Origin of the sequence: Salinimicrobium profundisediminis (assembly GCF_026241755.1) — a bacterium.
Classification (GTDB): Bacteria; Bacteroidota; Bacteroidia; order Flavobacteriales; family Flavobacteriaceae; genus Salinimicrobium; species Salinimicrobium profundisediminis.
In genome coordinates, this window is the sequence record NZ_JAPJDA010000037.1 from 1 (window position 1) to 24,924 (window position 24,924).

Sequence of the window (24,924 nt, forward strand, 5' to 3'; positions counted from 1 at the left end):
TTGGAACTCAAACCAGAGGATCTGGGGTTTTCACCAACTTTAGTTCCAACCAACTAATTTGACGTTAGTCAGAATATAAATAAGTTGCGAGAACTTCTTGAAAATCTCGATGAACAAAGAGAAGGACGGGAATATCGCAAAGAGCACAAAGAGATCCTCAATGACTTTATTCATTATTCAAGACAGTACAAACGGCTTAAACGGGATATTTTTGAAGTTGTAGGCAAAGCTATTAAGCAACAAAAACAAAAAAGGTTACTGGCCTAAACTCTGGTCATAACCGCTGAAAAACTTTATAAGTCTGCACCACCATCTGGTGCAGACTTTCCTTTTTGTAGAGGTAACAATTATTTCCGGTTCTTCTAAATTACTTCGGAATTATTGGGGTGTCTGTAGAAAATACATTACATCATCAATATTATTTAGTACCTAACGTGAAAACCTTCAGCAAAAACTATAGCCTGAAGATGCTGTCTTCTGAATTTTTGTCCCTATGCTAGAGTTCAACCTGAAGTGTCAAAAATGACAAAAATCAGGTCAATTTTTTAGAAATAGGTGGGAGCTACATGCAGGAAGCAAAAGTTTACTTCAGAAATGCTATTTTTGAAACTTCTATGGGAGACATAAAAGATATACGTACTGTAACTGTTTGCCGTTACATCGCACCGCTGCGGGAAGGTGGCTCCCTCCCTGCATTGGCAGAGGCAGATGACGATTTTAAATACGTTCTAAAATTTAGAGGGGCCGGTCACGGTGTTAAAGCACTAATTTCAGAATTTTTGGGAGGTGAGATCGCCCGAACAATTGGTTTAAAAGTACCCGAGCTGGTTTTTGCCAACCTCGATGAAGCCTTTGGACGAACTGAGGGAGATGAAGAAATACAGGATCTATTGCAGGGTAGCCAGGGCCTGAACCTCGCCCTTCATTTTCTCTCGGGCGCAATAAATTTTGATCCTGCAGTAACTACTGTAGATGAAGCTATGGCCTCAAAAATTGTATGGCTGGATGCTTTTATCACTAATGTAGACCGCACCTTCAGAAATACGAATATGCTCATTTGGCACCGGGAGCTTTGGCTTATTGATCATGGTGCCTCCTTTTACTTTCACCATTCCTGGAATAACCTGGAGAAGCATGCACTTAGTCCTTTCAGCTTAATTAAAGATCACGTATTACTCCCACAGGCAACCCAACTTTTGGAAGCTGACCAGCAGATAAAACAACTGCTTACCAAAGAAAAGATCAGGGAAATAGTAGAAGGTTTACCACAGGATTGGCTGGAATGGAGAGACAGCGAACTCTCTGCTGAAGAGCTGAGAGAAGCCTACATCAATTTCCTGGAAATTCGCCTCCAGAATTCAGATACATTTATAAAAGAAGCACAAAATGCCAGACAAGCACTTGTATGAATATGCCACTTTACGGGTAGTACCACGGGTAGAACGTGAAGAGTTTCTCAATGTGGGGGTCGTGGTATTCTGCAAAAATCAAAAATACCTGCAGGTGAGGTATAAGCTGGACAGTACAAAATTACTTTGCCTTTGTCCAGACCTTGACCTGGAGCAGCTTGAGAAGAACCTGCAGTCATTTGAACTGATATGTGAAGGTGCAAAGAATGGCGGGCCTATAGCCGTGATGGACATTCCCTCGCGCTTTAGGTGGCTCACCGCAGTGCGGAGTTCGGTTATTCAGACTTCCCGGCCACATCCCGGCTTGTCTTCTGATCTCGATCAAACCCTGCAGCGCCTCTTCGCTGAACTCGTACTTTAATTTTTGAAGGAGTTAATTTAAAGGACTTCTAAAAAAGGCATTTACTGGCTACCTTTTTTAACCCACTGCCCCATGGTTATTGTTCTTTTTACCTGGTGCGCGACGGCTTTTTTCACCTTTTCTCCCAGCTCCTCTTTCCCTGCTGTAATACTTACTCCATAAGGATTACCGCCGGCATTAAAGATGGCTTCATCGGTATAACCGGGTGCAGCCACAATGGCACCCCAGTGAAACATGGTCTTGTACAAAGAAAGCAAGGTTGACTCCTGCCCGCCGTGCACATTACTTGCACTGGTCATACCACTTACTACTTTATTGGCGAGTTTACCGTTAAACCACAACCCCCCGGTGGTATCCAGAAATTGTTTTAGTTGGGAAGGAAGATTTCCATAACGGGTTGGTGCACTAAAGATGTAGCAATCGGCCCACTCCAAATCATCCATTGAAGCTTCCTTTACATCTTGCGTGGCCTCCAGGTGTTTCTTCCAGTCTTCATTAGCCTCAATAGCTTCTTTTGGGGCCAGTTCCTTCACTTTTCTAAGCCTTACCTCGGCACCAGCTTCTTTTGCGGTTTCTTCTGCCCATTTTGCCAGTTGATAATTCGTTCCGGTGGAACTGTAATAGATCACTGCTAACTTCATATCTTTCATAATTCTATTGTTATTTTATAATTCTTAATTCACTTCCGAAGAAGATAAGTCTAAATTCATTACTTATCTGCTAAACAAATTATAAAACTGGAAAGAAGGCATAAAAAAATCCCCTCAAAAAGGGGATTTTTTAAAGATATTTTGGAGAAATTACTTTTCCATTGCTGCAGCAACACCTGCCGACAATCTTCTGTAAGTTCCATTTTCAAGGCGTTCTCTAATTGCAGAGAAAGCGGTAAGCGTAGCTTCTACATCCTCTAAAGTGTGTGCTGCTGTAGGAATTAATCTTAGCAGGATAAGACCTTTCGGAATTACCGGATACACAACAATAGAACAGAAGATTCCATGATTTTCCCTAAGGTCATTGACCAAAGCCATTGCTTCCGGAATACTTCCCTGTAGATACACAGGTGTAACACAACTCTGTGTAGTTCCTATGTCAAACCCACGGCTTTTTAAACCATTTTGAAGAGCGTTCACGTTCTCCCAAAGCTTTTCTTTAAGTTCGGGCATGGTCTTTAACATCTCAAGACGCTTAAGAGCCCCTATTACCAACTGCATTTGCAGGGATTTGGCAAACATTTGAGAACGAAGATTATACTTGAGGTAGTCTATAATTTCACGATCGGCTGCTATAAAAGCACCTGTGCTGGCAAGGGCCTTGGCAAAGGTGGCAAAATATACATCTATACCATCCTGTACTCCCTGCTCCTCACCTGCTCCTGCTCCTGTCTTTCCAAGAGTCCCAAAGCCATGTGCATCATCAACAAGTAACCTGAAATTGTATTTTTCTTTAAGCGCTATGATTTCCTTAAGTTTCCCCTGCTCTCCCCTCATTCCGAAGACACCTTCAGAAATAACAAGAATTCCGCCGCCAGTTTGTTCGGTGATCTTTTCGGCACGTTGCAGGTTCTTTTCAATGCTCTCCATGTCGTTGTGCTTGTATGTAAAGCGCTGACCCAGGTGCAGGCGCACCCCGTCAATAATACAGGCATGAGCATCAACATCATAAACAATAACGTCTTTTTTGGAAACAAGGGCATCAATAGTAGAAACCATGCCCTGGTAACCAAAATTTAGCAGGTATGCAGCTTCTTTATGTACAAAAGAGGCCAGTTCATCCTGCAATTTTTCATGTAGGGATGTGTGACCACTCATCATCCTGGCTCCCATAGGATACGCAGAACCCCATTCGGCAGCCGCTTCAGCATCTACCTTTCGTACTTCGGGATGGTTTGCAAGTCCCAGATAGTCATTCACACTCCAGGTAATCACATCTTTTCCCTGAAATTTCATCCTGTTGGAAATAGGCCCTTCCAGTTTTGGAAAAACAAAGTAACCTTCGGCCACTTCGCTCCACTTTCCTAAAGGTCCTTTATCCTTATATATTTTATTAAATAAATCTGCCATTTTGTGTATTTTTCACTTCTGCAAAAGTAACAAATAAATAGCAACTTCAGAATTTCGGTCTCTCAAATGCACTGAAAAACATGCACCTTACAACGCAAATTCTTTGGCAGCACCTGCTCCTTCTGCCGCTATTTAAAAAATAAGAGAGAGGTTATATATACTACAGAACAAAATATGCTGTAGTTATTTTATGAATTCTATCTGATTCTCAGCTTTTTCGTTCTTACTATCGAAGAAACCCTGTTCATTCATCCAGTCGTCGCTATAGACTTTGCTCATATAGCGGGAACCGTGATCGGGAAAAATGATAACGACCTTACTGGACTCGTCAAACTCTCCTTCTTCGGCAAGCTGGCGCACTCCCTGCAAGGCTGCACCGCTGGTATAACCCACGAATAGCCCTTCGGTGCGGGCAAGTTCCCGTGCGGTATGGGCACTGTCTTCATCACTTACTTTCACGAATTTGTCGATAATCTCAAAATCTGTAGCTGTAGGAATCAGGTTTTTCCCCAATCCCTCGATGCGATACGGATAGATTTCTGAAGAGTCAAATTCTTTGGTCTCGTGATATTTTTTAAGCACCGAGCCATAAGCATCAATTCCCATGATCCTAATGCCCGGGTTTTGTTCTTTCAGGAACCTGGCAGTTCCAGATATCGTTCCGCCGGTACCACTACAAGCCACCAAATGGGTGATCTTTCCTTCAGTTTGTTTCCAAATTTCGGGACCGGTAGTGAGGTAATGAGCTTCTATATTGAGTTCATTGAAATACTGATTAATATACACCGAACCCTTTATCTCATCGTGCATTCTCTTAGCCACCTGATAATAAGACCTCGGATCATCGGCAGTTACGTTTGCCGGACAAACATATACCTTGGCGCCCATAGAGCGCAGCATATCGATCTTATCTCTGGACGACTTCGAGCTTACCGCCAGTATACATTCATAGCCTTTGATCACACTAACCATGGCAATACTAAACCCGGTATTCCCTGAAGTAGTCTCAATAATGGTATCTCCCGGTTTGAGGATACCTTTTCTTTCGGCTTCTTCTATTATATGTAATGCTATTCTATCTTTAGTTGAGTGGCCCGGGTTAAAAGCTTCTACTTTTGCAAAAAAGTCACCTTTAAGGTCCTGGGTAACGCGGTTTAAGTGAATTAGAGGGGTATTACCTACTAGTTGTAATACATTATCGAAAACCTGTAAATCTTCTCTCATAAATTGAAGTTATTTACAATAATCGTCTTTGGAAATTAGTATCCTTAGAACGATCACAAACGAAGCAAATTTAAGTCAAATATTTTAATTATTGGTCCATTCCCTCTAAATCGAGAAGAAAAGCGTATTCTTCAGCGACTTCGCGCAGGGCTTCAAATCGGCCTGATGCTCCTCCATGCCCTGCTTCCATGTTTGTATGAAAAAGCAATTTATTGGAGTCGGTTTTTAGTTCCCTCAATTTTGCCACCCACTTGGCCGGCTCCCAATACTGCACCTGGGAATCATGAAGACCTGTAGTGACCAGCATGTTAGGGTAATTTTGCGCCGTAACATTGTCGTATGGCGAATAAGATTTCATATAAGTATAGTATTCGGCATCATTAGGATTTCCCCACTCATCATACTCACCTGTGGTTAAAGGAATACTTTCATCTAACATGGTAGTCACTACGTCAACAAAAGGCACTGAGGCAATAATGCCTTTATAAAGCTGTGGTGCCATGTTGGCTACTGCCCCCATAAGCAATCCTCCTGCTGAACCTCCACTGGCATACATATGTTCCGCAGAAGTGTATTTCTCCTCAATAAGGTGCCTGGTACAGTCAATAAAATCGGTAAAAGTATTTTTCTTTTTTAGCAGCTTTCCATCTTCATACCACTGTCTCCCCAGGTACTCCCCTCCTCTTACGTGTGCAATAACAAAGATAAAGCCCCTGTCAAGCAGGCTGAGCCGCACATTGGAGAAATATGGATCTATGGTTGAACCGTACGAACCGTAGGCATATTGCAGCACCGGATTTTTCCCGTCTCTCTTCAACTCCTTCCGGTGTACCAGTGTCATTGGGATCTTAGCACCGTCTCGCGCTGTAGCCCAAATACGATCAGACACATAATTTTCTTTCTGAAACTTCCCTCCCAGTACTTCCAGTTCCTTCTTCACATCCTTTTCCCTGGTGCGCATGTTGAAATCTACCACCTGGGTTGGGGTAGTAAGGGAATTGTATGTATACCTCAATATTTCGGTATCAAAATCGGGGTTGGTCCCCGTAAAAGCGGTGTAAGTTTCATTGTCGAACGGCAAGAAATAAGAATCGGTGCCGTCCCACCTGCGAATGTGGATCTTATTAAGACCGTCACTCCTTTCGCTTACTACCAGGTAATCTCTAAACAGGTCAATATCTTCAAGCAACACATGCTCGCGATGCGGAATTACTTCTTCCCAGTTTTCAATCCCCGGGTTGTGCACCGGTGCTTTCATCAGCTTGAAATTGGTAGCTCCGTCTTTATTTGTGAGGATATAAAAACTGTCACGGTAATGGGCAATGCCATACTCCACACCCCTAATTCTGGGCTGAACAATTTGTAATTCCCCATGAGGATCATCTGCGGCAATAAACCTGTATTCCGAAGTTAAAGTACTGTCTGATCCTATGATTATATAACGCTGGGATTTTGATTTATAAACATAAGTATGAAAGGTCTCGTCTTCCTCAAAGAAAACAAGCTCATCCTCTTTGGCCTTTGTTCCCAGCCGATGCTTGAAAATCTTGTTGCTACGCAAGGTTTCCTCGTCCTTTCGGGCATAGAAAAGTGTTTTATTGTCATTTGCCCAGGTAGCGCCTCCCGTAGTATTCTTAATCTTTTCAGGATATACTTCGCCTGTCTCCAGGTTTTTAATGTAGAGCGTATATTTTCTACGGCTCACCGTATCTACCGCATAAGAAATAAGCTTATTATTGGGGCTCACACTTAAGCCGCTAAGCCGGTAATAGTCGTGGCCTTTAGCCATCTCGTTCACGTCAAAAAGGATTTCTTCAGGCGCATCGAGGGTTTCTTTTTTCCTGGAATATATTGGGTAATCCTTGCCTTTTTCAAAGCGGGTAACATACCAGTAACCATTCAGTTTATAAGGAACAGAAGAATCATCTTCCTTGATCCTTTTCTTCACCTCCTGAAAAAGGTCTTCCTGCAACTGTTTTGTATGAGCCGTCATTCGCTCATTATAGTCATTTTCGCGGGTGAGGTAATCAAGTACTTCAGGGTTTTCGCGCTCTCGCAGCCAGAAGTAATCATCTATACGAACATCTCCGTGTTTTTCAAGTTGTACGGGAATCTTTTTCGCCCGCGGAGCCTTAATTTCTTGAGCAACCACTTTCATCTTTCCATTTTAATTTTACCGGCTGCAAAGTTAAGCTTTCTAATAAAGAAAACTTAAAACTGTGTCTATTAGTTCTCTTATTAGACTTTTTAGGTAATTTTGTATTAACAGAAAAAATGAAACTATGTTTGGAGATATGATGGGCATGATGAATAAAATCAAAGAGACCCAAAAAAAAGTTGAAGAAACTAAAGAAAGGCTTAAAACTGTTTTGCTCGATGAACAATCGGCCGACGGACTTTTAAAAGTTACCATTACTGCAAGCCGTGAGATCAAAAACATCGAAATTGCCGATGAACTTCTTGAAGACAAAGAACAGCTTGAAGATTACCTGGTGCTAACCATCAATAAAGCTGTTGCCCGGGCAACCGAAGTCAATGAAGCCGAACTTGCCGCCGTTGCCAAAGAAGGTATGCCCGATATTCCCGGAATGAATGATATGCTTGGCAAATAGATATGAAATATTAGACGGGAGACACTAGACTTAAATCTTTATTTTTGAAATAATTATAAAACTCTACCATTTCCCGACTACAGTCTAACGACTAAAAAAAGTTACCCGTCAAAAATGCCATTTTTGACGGGTAACTTTTTTTACAGCTCTATTTTTTCCAGCACTTTCAGAAACCTTTGATGCATTTCTTCGGAATAATCGTGGTGGGTAACGATCCTTAGCTTCCCCTGCCCCATATTGCTTATCCTAATGTTCTCCTGCTGAAGGCATTTCATAAAAGCTGCTTCATCTGAAGCATTTTTGAGATAAAAGATCACAATATTGGTTTCTACGGGCTCAACTTCGCCAACATAGCTTTGGGAGTTTAAGGTTTTACCAATTTCTGAAGCTCTTCTATTGTCTTCAGCCAGGCGTTCCACCTGGTTATCGAGGGCATATATGCCCGCGGCAGCCATAAAACCTATCTGCCGCATGCCACCACCCAAAACCTTTCTCACGCGCATGGCATTTTTCATCACCTTCTTATTTCCAATAAGCACAGTGCCCATTGGCGTACCCAAACCTTTAGAAAGACATACAGAAATAGTATCAAAGATCTTCCCATACTCTTTCGGGTCTTCATTTTTAGCTACCAGGGCATTGAAGAGCCTGGCGCCGTCAAGATGCAGGCCAAGGTTGTGCTCATCGCACACCTTTCTTATCTTTTTTATTTCTTCAAAGTCGTAACAGGCTCCGCCCCCTTTGTTTGTGGTGTTTTCCAGACAAACAAGCGTAGTAAGCGGACTGTGATAAAAGTCGAGGGGATTGATATTCTCCTCTACCTGGGCTGCAGTGATCATCCCGCGGTCACCGTCAACCAGTTTACAGGACACTCCGCTGTTAAAGGACGCTCCGCCGCCTTCGTAGTTGTACACATGAGCCCACTTGTCACAAATCAATTGATCGGCCGGCTGGGTGTGTAATTTAATAGCGGCCTGGTTGGCCATACTTCCGGTAGGAAAGAACAGCGCTTCATCCATTCCAAACATATCAGCCAGTTTTCTCTCGAGTTTGTTCACCGTGGGATCTTCCTTATAAACATCATCTCCTACTTCGGCATTAATAATAGCCTGCATCATTCCTTTAGTAGGCCTGGTAACGGTATCACTTCTAAGATCTATTTCTTTCATCATAAAATATTAAACGTTTGACCTTCAGAAATGATCTTTAAAAATGCCATTTTTGAAGGTGTATAAAACTATAAAATATTGGTAAAATAGTTTCCCGGAACCCTCATTAATTCTATTTTTGTTGAAAATTCAAGTATGCTTACAACAGAGACAATAAAAGATCTCAAAGATCGCCTGGTTGCGTTAAGGAGGTATCTTTGACGTTGATGCCAAAAACATAGAAATATCCAATCTCCAGGAAAAAACCCTGGCTCCCGATTTCTGGAATGATCCCAAAAAAGCGGAACTTCTTGTAAAAGAGCTCAATTCTCAAAAGAAATGGGTAGACGATTACGAAGAGGCTGTCACTCTTGTGGACGATCTCGAAGTGATCTATGAATTCTATAAAGAAGGAGAAGCCACGGCTGAAGATGTTGAAGAAAGGCATGAAAAATCCAAAAGTCTTATTGAAGACCTGGAGTTTAAAAATATGCTTTCTGAAGAGGGAGATAATTTAAGTGCAGTACTGCAGGTAACTGCCGGTGCCGGTGGTACCGAAAGTTGTGACTGGGCCGAAATGTTGATGCGCATGTATTTGCGCTGGGCCGAAGACAGGGGCTACTCTGTACGCGAACTCAACTACCAGGCCGGTGAGGTTGCAGGAGTGAAAACGGTGACCATTGAAATAGAAGGAGAATTTGCCTTTGGCTGGCTAAAAGGAGAAAATGGAGTGCACCGCCTGGTGAGAATTTCCCCTTTTGACAGTAATGCGAAAAGGCATACCTCGTTTGCCAGTATTTATGTTTATCCATTGGCCGATGAAACCATTGAGATTGATATCAATCCTTCAGATATTTCGTGGGAAACCATGAGATCATCGGGTGCAGGAGGTCAAAATGTGAACAAGGTGGAAACTGCCGTAAGGCTGCGACACGCACCTTCGGGCATAGTGATAGAGAATTCTGAAACGCGTTCCCAGCTTGATAACAAGACCAAAGCCATGCAGTTACTAAAGAGTCAGCTTTATGAAATTGAACTTCAGAAGCAACAGGCGCAGCGCAGGGAAATTGAAGACTCCAAGATGAAAATTGAATGGGGATCACAAATAAGGAATTACGTGATGCACCCCTACAAGCTCGTAAAAGACGTTCGTACCGGCGAAGAAACAGGAAATGTAGACTCGGTGATGGATGGAGATATTGACCAGTTCCTAAAAGCCTTTCTCATGATGATGGGACAGAAAGCGGAATAAGGTTCAAGGTTTAAGGTTTAAGGTTTAAAAAATAAAAAACCTGCAACCTGCAACCCGGAATTGGGAACATAAAAAAGACAAAACTCATAACTTAAAGAACAATGCTAAAGATCTACCACAATACCCGATGCAAAAAATCTCGCGAAGGATTACAGGTTCTGGAAGAATCGGGCAAAGATTTTGAAGTGCGCGAATATTTAAAGGATACCCTGAGCGAAAAAGAAATTGCAGATCTACTTCAGAAATTAAATATGGCGCCTATTGAACTGGTGCGTACAGAAGAAAAAATCTGGAAAGAAGATTATCGCGACCGCGATTTAAGCGATAAAGAACTCATTAGAGTGATGGCTGAAAACCCAAAACTCATTCAGCGGCCCATTGTGGAAACAAAACACAAAGCGGTAATAGGAAGGCCAGCTTCCAATATTGAAGAGCTGATAGGATAAAACAAGAGCCTTCTAAAAAGGCATTTTTGACACCCCGGGACTTTCGTCCCGGTTTTGTTTTTTACAGCACCTTCCAAAGAAAGGATTCATTTTCAGAAGAAAAAAAAATAATCGCTTCATTTCAGTTTTTCAGAATGACTAAAATGCATTTTTTTATAAATGAGCCGCTACTTTTCTCCCCTCCACAACTCTAAACTTTTACCTAATAATCAGTTATTTATAATAAAAAAAAGGCTTTTTTCAGTAAAAAATTAAACCATTTTGGTTTTTACCTGTCAAAGAAATAAAACCAAGTATGATTACGAACATCACCCGGCACCGAACCAGTGCCTTAATTTTTTCTTTCTTTTTATTACTTTCTCTATCAGCCTTTGCACAGGCACCCCAGTATGAAGTTTCGGGAAAAGTGACCGATGAGCAAGGCACTCCGCTGGAGTATGCCACCATTTCTTTTCAAAGCACCGGCGACCCATCAAATGTTACGGGAGGCATTACAGATGCGCAGGGAAATTTCAATATTGACGTACGCCAGGGAACCTATAATATCACTATAGAATTCATTTCTTTTGAACCTAAAACCTTTAAAAATCGCCAGGTAAACAAAGACCTTAATATGGGTGCTGTAAAGCTTGGAATGGCAGCCGGGGAACTGGAAGAGGTCGTGGTAACTGCTGAAACCACACAGGTAGAAGTACGGCTAGATAAAAAGATATACAATATAGGTAAAGACCTTACCACTGCAGGCGGTACAGTAGCCGATGCCCTTAACAACGTGCCATCGGTTTCAGTAGATATTGAAGGCGGAATAAGCCTTAGAGGAAACGAGAATGTGCGCATCCTTATTAATGGCAAACCTTCGGCCATGGCAGGGTTTGGAAATACTGATGTGCTGTCACAACTTCCGGCAGATGCTATTGAGCGTGTGGAGGTGATCACTTCTCCTTCAGCAAGATATGACGCCGAAGGTACAGCAGGGATCCTGAATATTATCCTCAAAAAAGAAAAGACGCTTGGTCTTAACGGGTCAGTTTCTGCAAGAGTTGGAGACCCCGATCAGCTGGGACTTTCAGCCAATGTAAACCTTAGAAAAGATAAATTCAATATTTTCAACACCACCGGATTCAGGTATTTTGATGCCCCCGGAAAAGCATTTTCAGACACTCGTTATTTGGAGTATACTAATGAAGACGGGGAGCTTATAGATCCTACTTCCGAAAGGCTTGTTGAAGACCGAAGAATGGATCGTCTTAACCGAAATTTCTATACCAGCCTTGGGATGGAATATTACATCACCGATATGTCATCTATTACAGCAACCGGATTCTACAGGTATGGCGAAGATGAAGACATTACCACCAACCGCAGCAGCGAGTACACCGAAGATGGCATATTAAAGACACTGCGAACAGAAAACCAGATTGAAGACGACAACAGTTACCAGTTTGCCCTGAATTACATCAATAAATTCAACGATAGCGGGCACCAGTTAACTGCCGACATCCAATACGAACGGGATGAGGAAACGCAAACGGGAGACATTAACGAAAGTATTGTTTCAAATACTACTAAGCTTGATCCTTTTTATCCGTTGGAACAAACTTTTACTGAAGAAACACAAAATGAATTCCTCCTGCAGGCCGATTATGTGAGGCCAATTGGAGAGAATGCTCAATTTGAGGCAGGATACCGCGGAAGTTTTGAAGAAGAAGTTACCGATTACCAACTCCTGCTCGAAAATAGGGAGAACGGAATTTTAGAATTGAGCCCGCTTACCAACGTATTCACTTATACCGAAAATGTGAACTCCCTTTATTCACAATACGGAAATAAGTTTGGAGACTTCTCTTTCCTTTTGGGATTACGCCTTGAAAACACTCAGCTGAAAGGAAAAATTGATTCCGATCTTACCGAGGAAGAATTAAGAGAAGAATTTAAGATACCTATTGATACAGATTTTGACAACAATTACCTGGGCCTTTTCCCTACTGTAAACCTTATTTATGAATTAAACGAGCAGGAAAACATCACGCTTGGGTACAACAGAAGGATTAACAGGCCACGTGGCTGGTTTATTAATCCTTTCCCTTCAAGAGCAAGTAGAACAAACATCTTTCAGGGAAATCCAAATCTTGAACCGGCTTATTCAGACGCGTTCGACCTTGGTTACCTTAAAAGGTGGGACAAACTCACCCTTACCTCTTCGGTTTACTACCAATATGAAACCGATTCATTTGAAAGGGTAGAACAAATTTCTACAGCCACAGATAGCACGCAGGTTATTAGAACCATTCCTATCAACTTAGCTACCACTGCACGAATAGGTGCCGAAGCCGGAGTGTTATACAATCCCACAAGATGGCTGCGACTGAACGGTAGCGTAAACTTCTTCCAGTTTGATACTGATGGTGATTATAACGGGGTTGACTACAGCGCTAAAAACACCAGCTGGTATGGAAGGTTTAGCTCTAAAGTATCACTTCCTGCCAAGATAGACTGGCAAACCAATGCTTTTTACAGAGGTGCTTCGGAAGGAGCCCAAACAGAAACCGACGGTTTATTTATGGTAGATATGGCTTTGAGCAAAGAATTGTTCAACGAAAAAGCCTCGCTCACGCTTAACATCCAGGATCTACTGAATTCCCGAAAAAGAGATGCGTTTACCATAACTGAAAGATTTGAAAGAGAAAGTGAGTTTCAATGGAGGCAACGCAGCATCACTCTTTCGTTCACTTACAGGTTCAATCAACAGCGCCGCGACCAGGAAAGACAGAACAGAGAAGCTGGTGACATGAATGGCGGTATGGGTGATGAAGGAGGAGACTTCTAGAGTAACCAAATAGTATTATAAAACAGAAAAGCCGTCAAATTTGACGGCTTTTCTGTTTTCTGTAATGGCTCTAAAAATAGCCAAAAAAAAAAGGACTTGAAGTCCTTTTTAAGCTTTTTCTCTCTCCAGGCGTTTCTTCTCTTTCTTTTCGTCGAGCATTTCTTTAACTGCGCCTCCTATCCAATAAGGGATAATGGCGGTTAAGAATAGCATTACCCAAAACCCGATGAGTAGTATAATAAGGAAAGCCAGAAAGCCTAAATATTGATCAAATTCAAACATGTGTTGTATTTTATTGAATCTTTGCCAAAGATAGAAACTCTAAGAAGTTATCGCAAAAGTTTTTATTTTATTTTTTATGTTGGTTTCAGGTTTAAAAAAGCAACCGATTTTTTTGCCCTTTCCACCCTAATTTTGTCTCGTTTTAAGTGCTTATAATTTATCGAAGATGTAAATTTGTAGTAAACCAATTAAATCATGGAATACAGAATAGAAAAGGATACCATGGGGGAAGTAAAAGTCCCTTCAGATAAACTTTGGGGAGCACAAACCGAACGCTCCAGGAACAACTTTAAAATCGGCGCTCCGGGTTCTATGCCAATGGAGATCATTTACGGTTTCGCATATCTTAAAAAGGCTGCAGCCTTCACCAACTGTGAACTTGGGGTTCTTTCAGTAGACAAAAGAGATTACATCTCAAAAGTTTGTGAAGAGATCCTTGAAGGGAAACACGATGACCAGTTTCCCCTGGTGATTTGGCAAACAGGTAGCGGCACGCAAAGCAACATGAACCTCAACGAGGTAATTGCCAATCGTGCCCAGCAAATTGCCGGAAGAACTGTTGGAGAAGGTGAAAAAGTGCTTTCTCCCAATGACGATGTGAACAAATCTCAATCTTCAAATGACACTTTCCCTACAGGAATGCACATCGCAGTGTACAAGAAGATTGTAGAAGTAACCATTCCCGGGGTGAAGAAACTCCGCAACACCCTTAAAAAGAAGTCGGAAGAATTCAAGGATGTGGTAAAGATTGGCCGCACCCACTTTATGGATGCCACTCCCCTTACTTTAGGGCAGGAATTCAGCGGGTATGTTTCTCAACTTGACCACGGCCTTAACGCCCTTGAGAACACGCTGCCACACCTTTCTGAACTCGCCCTGGGCGGAACAGCAGTAGGAACAGGATTGAATACCCCAAAAGGTTATTCAAAGCGCGTAGCTGAGTTTATTGCAAAATTCACTGAGCTTCCTTTTACCTCTGCTCCCAATAAGTTTGAAGCCTTAGCAGCTCACGATGCTTTTGTAGAAACCAGCGGTGCCTTAAAAACACTGGCAGTGTCTCTTAATAAAATTGCCAATGATGTAAGAATGCTTGCCTCTGGCCCAAGAAGCGGAATTGGCGAGATCCTTATCCCTGCCAATGAGCCCGGATCTTCTATTATGCCCGGTAAGGTAAACCCAACCCAGGTAGAAGCCCTAACCATGGTTTGTGCACAGGTGATTGGAAATGACGTTACCATTAACGTGGGCGGTATGCAGGGACAGTTTGAACTGAATGTATTCAAGCCCGTGATGGCAGCAAATATCCTGCAAAGTGCACAGTTACTTGGTGATGCCTGCGCTTCTTTTGACGAACATTGCGCCGCCGGTATTGAGCCAAATAAGCCAAGGATACAGGAGCTACTCAATAACTCTTTGATGCTGGTTACAGCCCTTAATACTAAGATTGGATATTACAAGGCAGCCGAAATTGCCAATACCGCACATAAGAACGGCACTACCTTAAAAGAGGAAGCCGTTAACCTTGGGTATGTTACTGCCGAAGAATTTGATGAATGGGTAAGACCTCAGGATATGGTTGGCAGTTTAAAATAATCACCTAACTCCTTAAAAAATAAGGTCTTCAAAAATGGCATTTTTGAAGACCTTATTTTTTTTCATCCAATCTCACTGGCTGCTTCATCAACTTCAAAATAAAAGTGATAATTTCACCGCCTATTCCAAACAAATAATGACAAGAAAAGTTGAGTTGGACTGCGGCGTGATCTGGGTCCACGACAGGATACTGATCAATGAAATGAGCGAAGGTGCTTTACTTGATGTAGCAACGAACAGAAAAATCCTTCAAATTGGCAGCGAGAGCTTTGGCCACGATTACTTCGGATATATTTCCCATAGAATACACTCTTACGCAGTGAATCCTATGGTGTACCGCGAGTCTGCCGAGCACCCACGCCTAAAAGCAATCGCCGTGGTTTCCGAAAATGCACTCACCCGCCAAACCGCCCGTGTAGAACGGCAGTTTTACACCAATAAAAATTCCTTTGAGATCTTTAGCTCCCTTGAGGAAGCTAAAGTCTGGATGATGGAGCAAATAAATGCTTATTCAAAGGTAAAATCGCTCAAAGGGTAATTCTGAAGGAATTTTTTTGCCTTCTGAATAAAAGGTGCCATAACAACATCCTCTTTTACCAAAGGAACTTCTTTCCTGAATTCTTCAATTAATTTCTGAAGAACAGGAGAAGTCTTATAAGCACCTCTATACGACAATGCCTGTGACGCGTTGTAGAGTTCTATAGCCAAAATGCTATTCACATTTTCTACAACTTTTACTGCTTTTGTGGCGGCATTAGCCCCCATGCTCACATGATCTTCCTGCCCGTTTGAAGATACAATAGAATCTATACTCGCAGGGGTGCAAAGTTGCTTGTTCTGACTCACAATACTGGCGGCGGTGTACTGCGGAATCATGAATCCACTGTTAAGCCCCGGCGCATCAACCAAAAATGCAGGTCCGCGCAAACCAGATACCAGCTGATAGATCCTTCTTTCTGAAATACTACCCAGCTCGGCCATAGCAATAGCCAGATAATCTAAGGACAAAGCTAATGGCTGCCCGTGAAAATTCCCTCCCGAAATGATCTTATTGGCATCTGCAAAAATGTTAGGATTATCGGTAACCGAATTTATTTCGGTCTTAAAACATTTGTACACAAAATCGAGCGTGTCTTTGCTGGCACCATGCACCTGCGGTATACACCTGAAGGAGTAAGGATCCTGTACGTTTTGCTTTACCTGTTTGGCAATCTCACTACCTGCAAGGATCTTCCTGATCCTTTCGGCTGTTTTCACCTGCCCGCGATGGGGACGTACAAGATGTACCAGCTCATCAAAAGGAGAAGTGTTACAATCAAAAGCATCTACAGATAAGGCTCCAATGACATCGGCCCAAATAGAAAGCCGGTTAGACTGAAGAAGCGCATATACACCATGAGCACTCATAAACTGGGTTCCGTTAAGCAGGGCAAGACCTTCTTTAGACTGCAAAGTGATAGGCTTCCATCCAAATTTCTTCAGCATTTCTTCCGAAGGAATAATTTCGCCATTAAGGTACACTTCTCCCTTTCCTATTAAAGGTAGCGCAAGATGAGCCAGCGGTGCAAGATCTCCTGAAGCTCCCAAAGATCCCTGAGAATAAACCACCGGCAGCACATCTTCATTATAAAAATCTATAAGCCTGTTCACCGTTTCGAGCGAAACCCCGGAATGCCCGTAGCTCAAGGATTGAATTTTTAACAGTAACATCAACCTGATGATAGGTTTTGATACTTTTTCGCCTGTTCCGCAGGCGTGAGACATTACCAGGTTTTCCTGTAGTTTGGTAAGATTTTCTGTTGAGATCTTCACATTGCACAAAGAGCCAAAACCGGTATTGATCCCGTAAATGGGGCTCTTGTTCTCCTTCATTTTTTGGTCGAGATACCTTCTCGCCTTCTCAATCTGGTAAACAGCCTCTTCACTAAGGGCAAGGCTTTTATTATTCTGAATAATCTCCCTTATTTCTTCAATGTCGAGGACAGAAGAACTTATATAATGACAATCTCTCATTAGGAAATGTTGGTTTTTTCGGTTTCAAAAAGGTCAAAAATCGCGGCTCCTGTGTTCTTTGCAATATCTCCCGCAACCACTCCTTCATAACTGAATCTTTCGGCTGCAATATCTCCGGCTTTTCCATGAAGGTATACTCCGAGGATGGTGGCGCGAAGGGATTCGTATCCCTGGCCAACAAGTGCAGCTAGCACACCGGTCAACACATCTCCGCTGCCGGCAGTGGCCATCCCGGGGTTCCCGGTGGTATTAATAAAAAGATCTTTTGGAGTTACTGTAAACGTATAGGTGCCTTTAATAAGCAGCACTACTTTATATTTTTTAGTGAAAGCCCTCGCCTTCTCCAGTTTTTCAAAATCATCTTTCCATGAACCAATCAGCCTTTCCAGTTCTTTGGGATGGGGTGTTAGGATACTGCCTTCGGGTAAAAGCTCGAGCAAATTGCCATTTTTGGAAAGTATATTAAGTCCGTCGGCATCTATCACCATCGGCTTTTCATATTTCTTCAGCAGTTGTTCAAAAGCTTCAATAGTTTCTTCTTTAGTGCCCACTCCTATTCCGAAGGCTATCACATCGGGATCAAGGTCAAAGTCTATATTGGTAAGGATCTCTTTATGCGGATCGGTAATCACCATAGCTTCGGGAAGTGCGGTTTGCAGGATATCATATCCGCATTTTGGCGCATAAATCGTCACCAAACCGGCACCTGCCCGCAGAGCAGCAGTAGCGCTAAGGCAAACACTGCCTATTTTACCATAGCTCCCTCCAATGATCAGGGCGTGGCCATAAGTTCCTTTATGGGTGAATCTTTGGCGTGGGGTGTAAAGGGCCCTTGCTTCGGCTTTGCCAATTAATTCGGCTGCTGCGGGGGCATCTTTGAGAAATTCGGGGTCGAGTCCAATATCGAGAATTTGCAGGTCGCCAACAAAAGGGGCAGTACCGGGCAGGTAAAATGCCATTTTTGGCACCTGGAAACTGATTGTATAGCTCGCTTTAATAATAGATTCCATATCTGCTACCGCAGCATCGGCCATGAGGCCCGAAGGCATATCTATAGCCAGCACAAAGGCTCCCGAGGCATTGATGTGCTTTACTAAACCAGCGACCCAATTGGGCAGCGGTCGGTTTAAGCCCACTCCAAAGATGGCATCAACTACAAAATCGCCATATTTTATTTCGGGAAGCTCGTCTTCAGCTTTGAGAAGTACAGGCCAGTTTTTTGAGAGGTTTTTTACCCGATCGTAATTCACCAGAAAATCTGGCGAGCGTTGATCACTGTAGTTTACTATATATATGGTGACATCATAGCCCGCTTCGATCAACTGCCGTCCCACTACAAGCCCATCTCCTCCATTGTTCCCAATTCCGCAGAAAATTTTAACAGGAATTGGCGCGCCCTGCAGGCGTTTATGAATCTCATCAAAAACCAGCGTGGCAGCTCTCTCCATTAATTCGGTGGAAGAAATCCCCTGCTTTTCAATAGTCAGTTTATCGGCCTGCTTTATTTGTTTGGCGCTAAGGATCTTCATGAATGCTATTTTTGAAAAGTTACACAAATATAAAATTTCCTTCGGCCCCAGCCTTTGCCTTCTCTATTTCTATTGAAAATTTCTGCATTAACCGCCCAATCCTTATTGAATTTAATAAATTTGCGGAAAATATTTTTTAAATGAAGAATACAGCACTTACTTCTACTCATATAGATCTTGGAGCCAAAATGGTTCCCTTTGCGGGCTACAACATGCCTGTTTCCTATGAAGGTGTAAATATTGAACACGAGACCGTGAGAAAAGCGGTAGGTGTATTTGACGTTTCGCACATGGGCGAATTCCTTATCACGGGAGAGCATGCCCTGGCTTTGATCCAGAAAATAGGATCTAACGACGCTGCAAAACTTACCGATGGCAAAGCCCAGTACAGCTGCATGCCCAATGCCGATGGCGGAATTGTAGACGATCTTATTATCTATCGCTTTAACGAAGAAAAATACCTTCTGGTGGTTAACGCCTCCAATATTGAAAAAGACTGGAACTGGATCTCCCAGCACAACACGATGGACGCTACCATGCGCGACCTTTCAGACGAATATTCGCTGCTTGCCATACAGGGTCCAAAAGCCGCTGAAGCCATGCAGTCTCTTACCGATGTAGATCTTTCAGCAATAAAATTCTATACTTTTCAGGTGGCACCTTTTGCAGGAGCCGAAAACGTGATCATTTCGGCCACCGGGTATACTGGCAGCGGCGGTTTTGAGATCTATGTAAAAAATGATGATGCCCAGCGCGTTTGGGACCGTGTTTTTGAAGCAGGAGCCGATTATGGTATTAAACCTATAGGTCTTGCAGCAAGAGATACCCTGCGCCTGGAGATGGGCTTCTGTCTCTACGGAAATGATATTGATGACACCACCTCCCCAATCGAAGCAGGCCTTGGTTGGATCACTAAGTTCACCAAAGATTTCGTTAACTCTGAAGCTCTTAAGGAACAGAAAGAGAATGGGCCAAAGCGCAAACTTGTAGGTTTTGAAATTGATGAGCGCGGAATTCCGCGTCAGGGTTACGAGATTGTAGATGATAGTGGCAAGGTTATTGGCAATGTAACTTCAGGAACCATGTCTCCATCGCTCGAAAAGGGAATTGGAATGGGATATGTTCCAACAGAGTATGCCACACCGGGAAGTAAAATTAATATCCAGATTCGCAAAAAAGCTCTTCCTGCCACAGTGGTAAAAATGCCATTTTATAAAGGATAGTTTTTGAAGAGGATTTTGATCTTAGGGGGAAGCGGCTTTATTGGGAATGCCCTGTATAAAGAGCTTTACCCCTATTTTGATACGCACGCCACCTACCATACCGACAATGCTTTTTTCGAGAAGAACCAGAAGTTCCACCAGTTTGACCTGGAGCGGGAAAGCATTAGCATTTTGCTGGAGAACCTGCAACCCAATATCATTGTGTCGGCCCTGCGCGGTAATTTTTTGGCCCAGGTACACACCCACTTTGAGATTATAGATTACCTGTTGAAAAACAAGAATTCAAAGCTCATTTTTCTGTCTTCGGCCAATGTCTTTGACGCTTTTACCAACTATCCGTCATACGAATATGACAAAACCCTGTCTCAAAGTGTCTACGGAAGGTTTAAAATAAAGATCGAAAATGCGCTCCTGCGATTGCCAAATAACAAGTATGTCATCGCCCGGTTGCCTATGGTCTTTGGAGCCAATTCCCCGCGTGTTACCGAGATAAAAAGACAGCTGCAGGAACAGGAAGCCATTGAAGTTTTTTCGAATGTGGTAGTGAATGCTACCTATGAAGCAAAAATGACCCAGCAACTGCATTACATCATTAACAGGAACAAGCAGGGAGTATTTCACCTGGGCAGCAACGACCTTATTCACCACAATGACCTGGTAGCAGAGATTTGTGAAACCCTGGGAGAAAAAAAGCCCCTGTTAAAAAATGTCTATGATTCAAACTTTGACCGGTTTCTTGCCGTAATTCCCAAAGACAATCTGCTTCCAAAGAACCTGCAGATCTCTATACAGGAAGTGGTGGCAAGCACACTGGTTTCCTAGTTGTTAATATTCTACTAATTCATCTTTCTGCGCTACGAGGTTGCTTAACTTTAAAAAAATAAAACTTCGAAGATATGCAGATTTTAGATGAAAATGAGATCAAATCAAAGCTTGAAGAACTTGAAGGCTGGGAATATAAAGATGATGCCATTCACACCTCTTTTCAGTTCGAGAACTTTAAAGAAGCATTTTCGGTAATGGTGAGAATAGCCTTTGAAGCCGAAGCCCAGCAGCACCACCCCAATTGGACGAACGTCTACAACGAACTTCAAATTTCCCTTTCTACACACGATGCCGGCGGGGTTACCCACAAAGATTTTAAACTCGCCCGCAGCATAGAAGATATTGTAGATGCAGGCGAATAATCTTTTTTAGGAGCTTGATGTTTTTTCCTATTTTTACCCCTCAATTAATAGATTAAAATGGGAAGAGCATTTGAATTCCGTAAAGCGCGTAAAATGAAGCGATGGTCTGCTATGGCCAAGGCTTTCACCCGCATTGGGAAAGACATAGTAATGGCTGTTAAAGAAGGCGGCCCCGATCCCGACACTAATTCGAGGTTACGGGCTGTGATCCAGAATGCCAAGAGTGTCAACATGCCCAAAGACAATATTGAACGGGCTATAAAAAGAGCTTCAGATAAAAGCCAGGGCGACTATAAAATCGTACTTTTTGAAGGTTATGCGCCACACGGTATTGCCGTGCTGGTAGAAACTGCTACAGACAATAATAACCGTACAGTTGCCAATGTGCGTTCCTACTTCAATAAATGCGACGGAAACCTGGGAACTTCGGGCTCGGTAGAATTTATGTTTGACCACACCTGTAACTTCCGCATCGCCAAAGATAACCTTGATGCTGAAGAACTGGAACTGGAATTGATAGATTTTGGAGCCGAAGAAGTTTTTGAAGATGAAGACGGGATCATCATCTATGCGCCTTTTGAAGCATTTGGAGCCCTACAAAAGGAACTGGAAGGCAGGGACATCGAGATCATCTCCTCCGGATTTGAATATATTCCGCAGGTAACAAAAACACTATCTCCCGAAGAAGCCGCCGATGTAGAAAAGCTTCTCGAAAAACTGGAAGAAGATGATGATGTACAGCACGTGTACCACACCATGGAAGAAACAACTGAAGAAGAGGCTTAAATAAGGCACTCCCACACAGTTGACAAATATCATTCTGAATTGATTTCAGAATACTTTAAAATTATATAACCCCTGAATATTTCAGGAAGACAGAAACGAGGCTGTCTTAAAAGTTGTCAAAAATGTCATTCTGAAGCTACTTTTTCAGGATCTTACAAACTGATTTTCAGGAGTAAAAAGATTCAGAAGTAATTCAGAAAGATAGGATTAGAGCTTTTAAGAAAGCCTCTTTAGTTTCAAAATTTATGAAGACTGATGCTCACCGGCAGGCCATAAAAGCCTCTTACTACAGCATTGCCGGCAATGCCGCACTTGCCGTAATTAAAGGGGTTACAGGCGTTTTTGGGAATTCTTACGCCCTTATTGCCGATGCCATAGAATCTACAACCGATGTATTTTCGAGCCTTCTGGTGCTTTTTGGATTAAAATATTCAGCCCGGCCCGCCGATGATAACCACCCATACGGGCATGGCCGTGTGGAGCCGCTTATCACCTTTGCTGTGGTAGGTTTTCTGGTGGTTTCGGCGACAATAATTGTGATGGAGAGTATTGAGAATATCCAGACTCCGCATAAAATTCCCAAACCCTACACGCTGGTAGTGTTAACGGCAATTATTCTTACCAAAGAGATCTTTTACAGGTTTATCAATAAAAAAGGGGAAGAGACCAACAGCAGCTCTCTCAAGGCCGATGCCTGGCACCATCGCAGCGACGCCATTACGTCTCTCATGGCTTTTATAGGGATTGCCATTGCCCTTTTTATGGGAAAAGGATACGAAACAGCCGATGACTGGGCGGCGCTTTTTGCCTCGGGATTTATTCTTTACAACGCTTACCTCATTTTGAGACCTGCTCTTGGTGAAATTATGGATGAGCACCTTTATGATGATTTGGTAGAAGAGATTCGGGTGATCTCCATGAAAGAAAAAGGGGTGCTTAATACCGAAAAATGCTTTATTCGCAAAACCGGAATGACCTACCATGTAGACCTGCATGTTATTGTAAACGGCGAACTTTCTGTCAACGAAGGCCACGAAATAGCCCATAATTTAAAGGACAGGCTCATACAGGAAAAACCCGAATTAGCCGACATTCTTATTCACATAGAACCTCACAACCCGGAGCATGCTTAAAAATGCCATTTTTGGCAGGTATTTTCTTCCGGTCGTCGGTATGCATTCCTAAAAAAAACTTAATCCCCTGCGCTCCTCCCACGGGTAGATGTCAATTCCCTATCTTTATGGGATAATCAGGAAATTTAAATTTAATGGATACAAGATTAGCGGTATTAATAGACGGCGACAATATACCTTCGGCTTATGTCAAGGAAATGATGGAAGAGATCGCCAAATACGGCAACCCCACAATAAAACGGATCTACGGTGACTGGACCAAACCCCACCTCGCAAAATGGAAAAATGTACTGCTTGAGAATGCCGTGACGCCCATACAGCAATACGGATACACGCAGGGCAAAAATGCGACCGATTCTGCCATGATCATTGATGCCATGGATATTTTGTATTCGGAAAAAGTTGACGGGTTTTGCCTGGTTTCCAGTGACAGTGATTTCACCCGACTCGCAACCCGCCTTAGAGAAGCCGGAATGAACGTGATTGGGATTGGAGAAAAAAAGACTCCCGATCCTTTTATAGTTGCCTGCGACCGATTTATCTATATCGAAATCTTAAAGAACCAGACTAAGGAATCTAGCAAGGAAAAAGAGACCAAAAAGAGTGATTATGATAAGATCACTAATAAAGTCATCAAATTAATCGCCTCCACGATCTCTGATGTTGCCGATGATGACGGTTGGGCTTTCCTTGGAGATGTGGGTAGCCTGCTACAAAAGAAGCAACCTAACTTTGACTCCCGTAACTACGGTTTCCAAAAGTTAACCCCCATGATCAACTCTATAGATAAATTTGAAATTGAATCAAGGGAAAATCAGGGCCGCGGAAAATACAAACTTATCTATGTGAGGAATAAAGAGTAAGACATTGAATATTGTTTATTGTTTATTGTTTATTGTTAATTGTTAATTAGTAATTGTACATGAGAACCATCAAAAGAACATATAAAGCTGAGTACCGGCCAATTGCCGATCTCATCACCTATTCCCCAATGCCCACGAGGTCTCTGCGGATGATTGATCCTTTTCTCTTTCTCAATCATCACGGGCCGCAACGGTATTCCCCGGGAAACAATGGCCTGCCTTTTGGGCCGCACCCGCACAGGGGAATGGAAACAGTAACTTTTATCCTCGATGGCGACATTGCCCATAAAGACTCTGGCGGCAACAACAGTGTGATTGAAAGTGGCGGCGTACAGTGGATGACCGCCGGAAAAGGCCTTATTCACGCCGAAGTTTCTTCAGAAAAATTAAAAAAAGAAGGTGGGCCATTAGAGATCCTGCAGCTGTGGGTGAATTTACCGGCGAGGTTAAAAATGACTACACCTACTTACAAGGGGCTTCAAAAAGAGCAAATTCCGCTGACTTTTTCTGAAGATGGAAAAGTTAAAGCCCAGGTAGTGTCAGGAAAACTTAATGAGACTGAGGGTCCTTTTGAGACCCCCACAGAGATACACCTTAGCACCCTTTTCTTTGAGACCCAAGGAGTTTTCACTACAAAGGTTCCTCAAAGCCACAACATTCTTTGTTATGTCATAAAGGGGGAAATAAAGATCAATGGTGAGATCGTCCAGTCCCTTCATCTCGTAGAATTCAATAATGACGATGAAAACCTGCGCATAGAAGCTTTGGCAGAAAGTACTGTCTTATTTGGTCACGCCGAACCTTTTAACGAACCTGTGGTAGCCCAGGGCCCTTTCGTGATGAACACGCTCGAAGAAATTGACCAGGCATATACAGATTATCAACAGGGGAAGTTTGAGTAAGGTTTAAGGTTTAAGGTTTAAGGTTTAAGGTTTAAGGTTTAAGGTTTAAGGTTTAAGGTTTAAGGTTTAAGGTT

The 24,924-nt window shown here is 42.7% G+C and carries 24 protein-coding genes; 16 read left to right on the plus strand and 8 right to left on the minus strand.

The window, feature by feature from the left end; translation table 11 throughout:
• Positions 1 to 84 precede the first annotated feature (84 nt).
• From OQ279_RS16660 to OQ279_RS16670, 3 genes are all read left to right on the plus strand, one after another.
• A complete protein-coding gene (locus OQ279_RS16660) occupies positions 85 to 267 on the plus strand; it encodes a hypothetical protein (RefSeq protein ID WP_266071194.1) in 183 nt (60 codons plus the stop codon).
• A 347-nt stretch (positions 268 to 614) separates the two neighbouring features.
• Positions 615 to 1,409: a HipA family kinase gene (locus OQ279_RS16665; protein WP_266071216.1), complete on the plus strand. Its 795-nt coding sequence runs from the start codon at positions 615 to 617 to the stop codon at positions 1,407 to 1,409.
• Entirely contained in the window at positions 1,387 to 1,770 is a 384-nt protein-coding gene (locus OQ279_RS16670; RefSeq protein WP_266071195.1) for a DUF3037 domain-containing protein, read from the plus strand. Before OQ279_RS16665 ends, OQ279_RS16670 begins: the two co-directional genes overlap by 23 nt.
• 41 nt (positions 1,771 to 1,811) lie before the next feature.
• On the opposite strand, the gene wrbA is transcribed toward OQ279_RS16670, so the two are convergent.
• From wrbA to OQ279_RS16690, 4 genes are all read right to left on the minus strand, one after another.
• Positions 1,812 to 2,420: an NAD(P)H:quinone oxidoreductase gene (gene wrbA, locus OQ279_RS16675; RefSeq protein ID WP_266071196.1), complete on the minus strand. Its 609-nt coding sequence runs from the start codon at positions 2,418 to 2,420 to the stop codon at positions 1,812 to 1,814.
• 150 nt (positions 2,421 to 2,570) lie between these two features.
• Complete coding sequence (gene capB / locus OQ279_RS16680) at positions 2,571 to 3,830, minus strand: cysteate-C-fatty acyltransferase (RefSeq protein ID WP_266071197.1); 1,260 nt, start codon at positions 3,828 to 3,830, stop codon at positions 2,571 to 2,573.
• Positions 3,831 to 4,013: 183 nt separating this feature from the next.
• Positions 4,014 to 5,054: a cysteate synthase gene (gene capA, locus OQ279_RS16685; RefSeq protein WP_266071198.1), complete on the minus strand. Its 1,041-nt coding sequence runs from the start codon at positions 5,052 to 5,054 to the stop codon at positions 4,014 to 4,016.
• Positions 5,055 to 5,142: 88 nt separating this feature from the next.
• On the minus strand, positions 5,143 to 7,212 hold the full coding sequence (locus OQ279_RS16690) for a S9 family peptidase (RefSeq protein ID WP_266071199.1): 2,070 nt from the start codon (positions 7,210 to 7,212) through the stop codon (positions 5,143 to 5,145).
• Between the two features lie 124 nt (positions 7,213 to 7,336).
• Between OQ279_RS16690 and OQ279_RS16695 the strand changes: the two genes are divergently transcribed.
• Positions 7,337 to 7,666: a YbaB/EbfC family nucleoid-associated protein gene (locus tag OQ279_RS16695; protein ID WP_266071200.1), complete on the plus strand. Its 330-nt coding sequence runs from the start codon at positions 7,337 to 7,339 to the stop codon at positions 7,664 to 7,666.
• A gap of 140 nt (positions 7,667 to 7,806) precedes the next feature.
• Here OQ279_RS16695 and OQ279_RS16700 read toward each other — a convergent pair whose 3' ends face one another.
• Positions 7,807 to 8,835 (minus strand): threonine aldolase family protein, encoded by a 1,029-nt coding sequence (locus tag OQ279_RS16700; RefSeq protein WP_266071217.1) that lies wholly within the window; start codon positions 8,833 to 8,835, stop codon positions 7,807 to 7,809.
• Positions 8,836 to 8,970: 135 nt separating this feature from the next.
• Here OQ279_RS16700 and prfB point away from each other — a divergent pair.
• The 3 genes from prfB (at position 8,971) to OQ279_RS16715 (ending at position 13,339) form a co-directional block, all read left to right on the plus strand.
• Positions 8,971 to 10,066 (plus strand): peptide chain release factor 2 gene (prfB, locus tag OQ279_RS16705; protein ID WP_266071201.1). Its coding sequence is split into 2 segments (ribosomal slippage): positions 8,971 to 9,033 and positions 9,035 to 10,066, totalling 1,095 coding nucleotides; the frame shifts between segments, so codons are not numbered across the junction.
• Positions 10,067 to 10,167: 101 nt separating this feature from the next.
• Positions 10,168 to 10,512 (plus strand): arsenate reductase (glutaredoxin), encoded by a 345-nt coding sequence (gene arsC, locus OQ279_RS16710; protein WP_266071202.1) that lies wholly within the window; start codon positions 10,168 to 10,170, stop codon positions 10,510 to 10,512.
• Positions 10,513 to 10,807: 295 nt separating this feature from the next.
• Positions 10,808 to 13,339: a TonB-dependent receptor gene (locus tag OQ279_RS16715; RefSeq protein WP_266071203.1), complete on the plus strand. Its 2,532-nt coding sequence runs from the start codon at positions 10,808 to 10,810 to the stop codon at positions 13,337 to 13,339.
• A 108-nt stretch (positions 13,340 to 13,447) separates the two neighbouring features.
• Here OQ279_RS16715 and OQ279_RS16720 read toward each other — a convergent pair whose 3' ends face one another.
• Entirely contained in the window at positions 13,448 to 13,621 is a 174-nt protein-coding gene (locus tag OQ279_RS16720; RefSeq protein ID WP_265163022.1) for a hypothetical protein, read from the minus strand.
• Positions 13,622 to 13,816: 195 nt separating this feature from the next.
• Between OQ279_RS16720 and fumC the strand changes: the two genes are divergently transcribed.
• Both fumC and OQ279_RS16730 read left to right on the plus strand, forming a co-directional pair.
• Positions 13,817 to 15,214 carry a class II fumarate hydratase gene (gene fumC / locus OQ279_RS16725; RefSeq protein WP_266071204.1) on the plus strand — a complete coding sequence of 466 codons (1,398 nt, stop codon included), beginning with the start codon at positions 13,817 to 13,819 and terminating at the stop codon, positions 15,212 to 15,214.
• Positions 15,215 to 15,257: 43 nt separating this feature from the next.
• Complete coding sequence (locus tag OQ279_RS16730) at positions 15,258 to 15,752, plus strand: hypothetical protein (protein WP_266071205.1); 495 nt, start codon at positions 15,258 to 15,260, stop codon at positions 15,750 to 15,752.
• Here OQ279_RS16730 and hutH read toward each other — a convergent pair.
• Complete coding sequence (gene hutH / locus OQ279_RS16735) at positions 15,722 to 17,227, minus strand: histidine ammonia-lyase (protein WP_266071206.1); 1,506 nt, start codon at positions 17,225 to 17,227, stop codon at positions 15,722 to 15,724. The two genes, OQ279_RS16730 and hutH, sit on opposite strands and share 31 nt — an antisense overlap.
• Complete coding sequence (locus tag OQ279_RS16740) at positions 17,227 to 18,756, minus strand: NAD(P)H-hydrate dehydratase (protein ID WP_266071207.1); 1,530 nt, start codon at positions 18,754 to 18,756, stop codon at positions 17,227 to 17,229. The genes hutH and OQ279_RS16740 overlap by 1 nt, the downstream gene beginning before the upstream one ends.
• Positions 18,757 to 18,896: 140 nt before the next feature.
• Between OQ279_RS16740 and gcvT the strand changes: the two genes are divergently transcribed.
• The 7 genes from gcvT to OQ279_RS16775 all read left to right on the plus strand — a co-directional run bounded on the left by gcvT (position 18,897) and on the right by OQ279_RS16775 (position 24,850).
• On the plus strand, positions 18,897 to 19,979 hold the full coding sequence (gene gcvT / locus OQ279_RS16745) for a glycine cleavage system aminomethyltransferase GcvT (protein ID WP_266071208.1): 1,083 nt from the start codon (positions 18,897 to 18,899) through the stop codon (positions 19,977 to 19,979).
• Positions 19,980 to 19,982: 3 nt separating this feature from the next.
• The gene (locus tag OQ279_RS16750) at positions 19,983 to 20,801 is read left to right on the plus strand and encodes a sugar nucleotide-binding protein (protein ID WP_266071209.1); all 819 of its coding nucleotides are present in this window, start codon (positions 19,983 to 19,985) and stop codon (positions 20,799 to 20,801) included.
• Positions 20,802 to 20,875: 74 nt separating this feature from the next.
• Positions 20,876 to 21,166, plus strand: coding sequence for a 4a-hydroxytetrahydrobiopterin dehydratase (locus OQ279_RS16755; protein WP_266071210.1), 291 nt, complete (start codon positions 20,876 to 20,878; stop codon positions 21,164 to 21,166).
• A gap of 57 nt (positions 21,167 to 21,223) precedes the next feature.
• On the plus strand, positions 21,224 to 21,952 hold the full coding sequence (locus OQ279_RS16760) for a YebC/PmpR family DNA-binding transcriptional regulator (protein WP_266071211.1): 729 nt from the start codon (positions 21,224 to 21,226) through the stop codon (positions 21,950 to 21,952).
• A 245-nt stretch (positions 21,953 to 22,197) separates the two neighbouring features.
• Positions 22,198 to 23,085: a cation diffusion facilitator family transporter gene (locus OQ279_RS16765; protein ID WP_266071213.1), complete on the plus strand. Its 888-nt coding sequence runs from the start codon at positions 22,198 to 22,200 to the stop codon at positions 23,083 to 23,085.
• Positions 23,086 to 23,219: 134 nt separating this feature from the next.
• Positions 23,220 to 23,948 (plus strand): NYN domain-containing protein, encoded by a 729-nt coding sequence (locus OQ279_RS16770; protein WP_266071214.1) that lies wholly within the window; start codon positions 23,220 to 23,222, stop codon positions 23,946 to 23,948.
• A 59-nt stretch (positions 23,949 to 24,007) separates the two neighbouring features.
• Positions 24,008 to 24,850, plus strand: coding sequence for a pirin family protein (locus tag OQ279_RS16775; protein ID WP_266071215.1), 843 nt, complete (start codon positions 24,008 to 24,010; stop codon positions 24,848 to 24,850).
• Positions 24,851 to 24,924 lie beyond the last annotated feature (74 nt).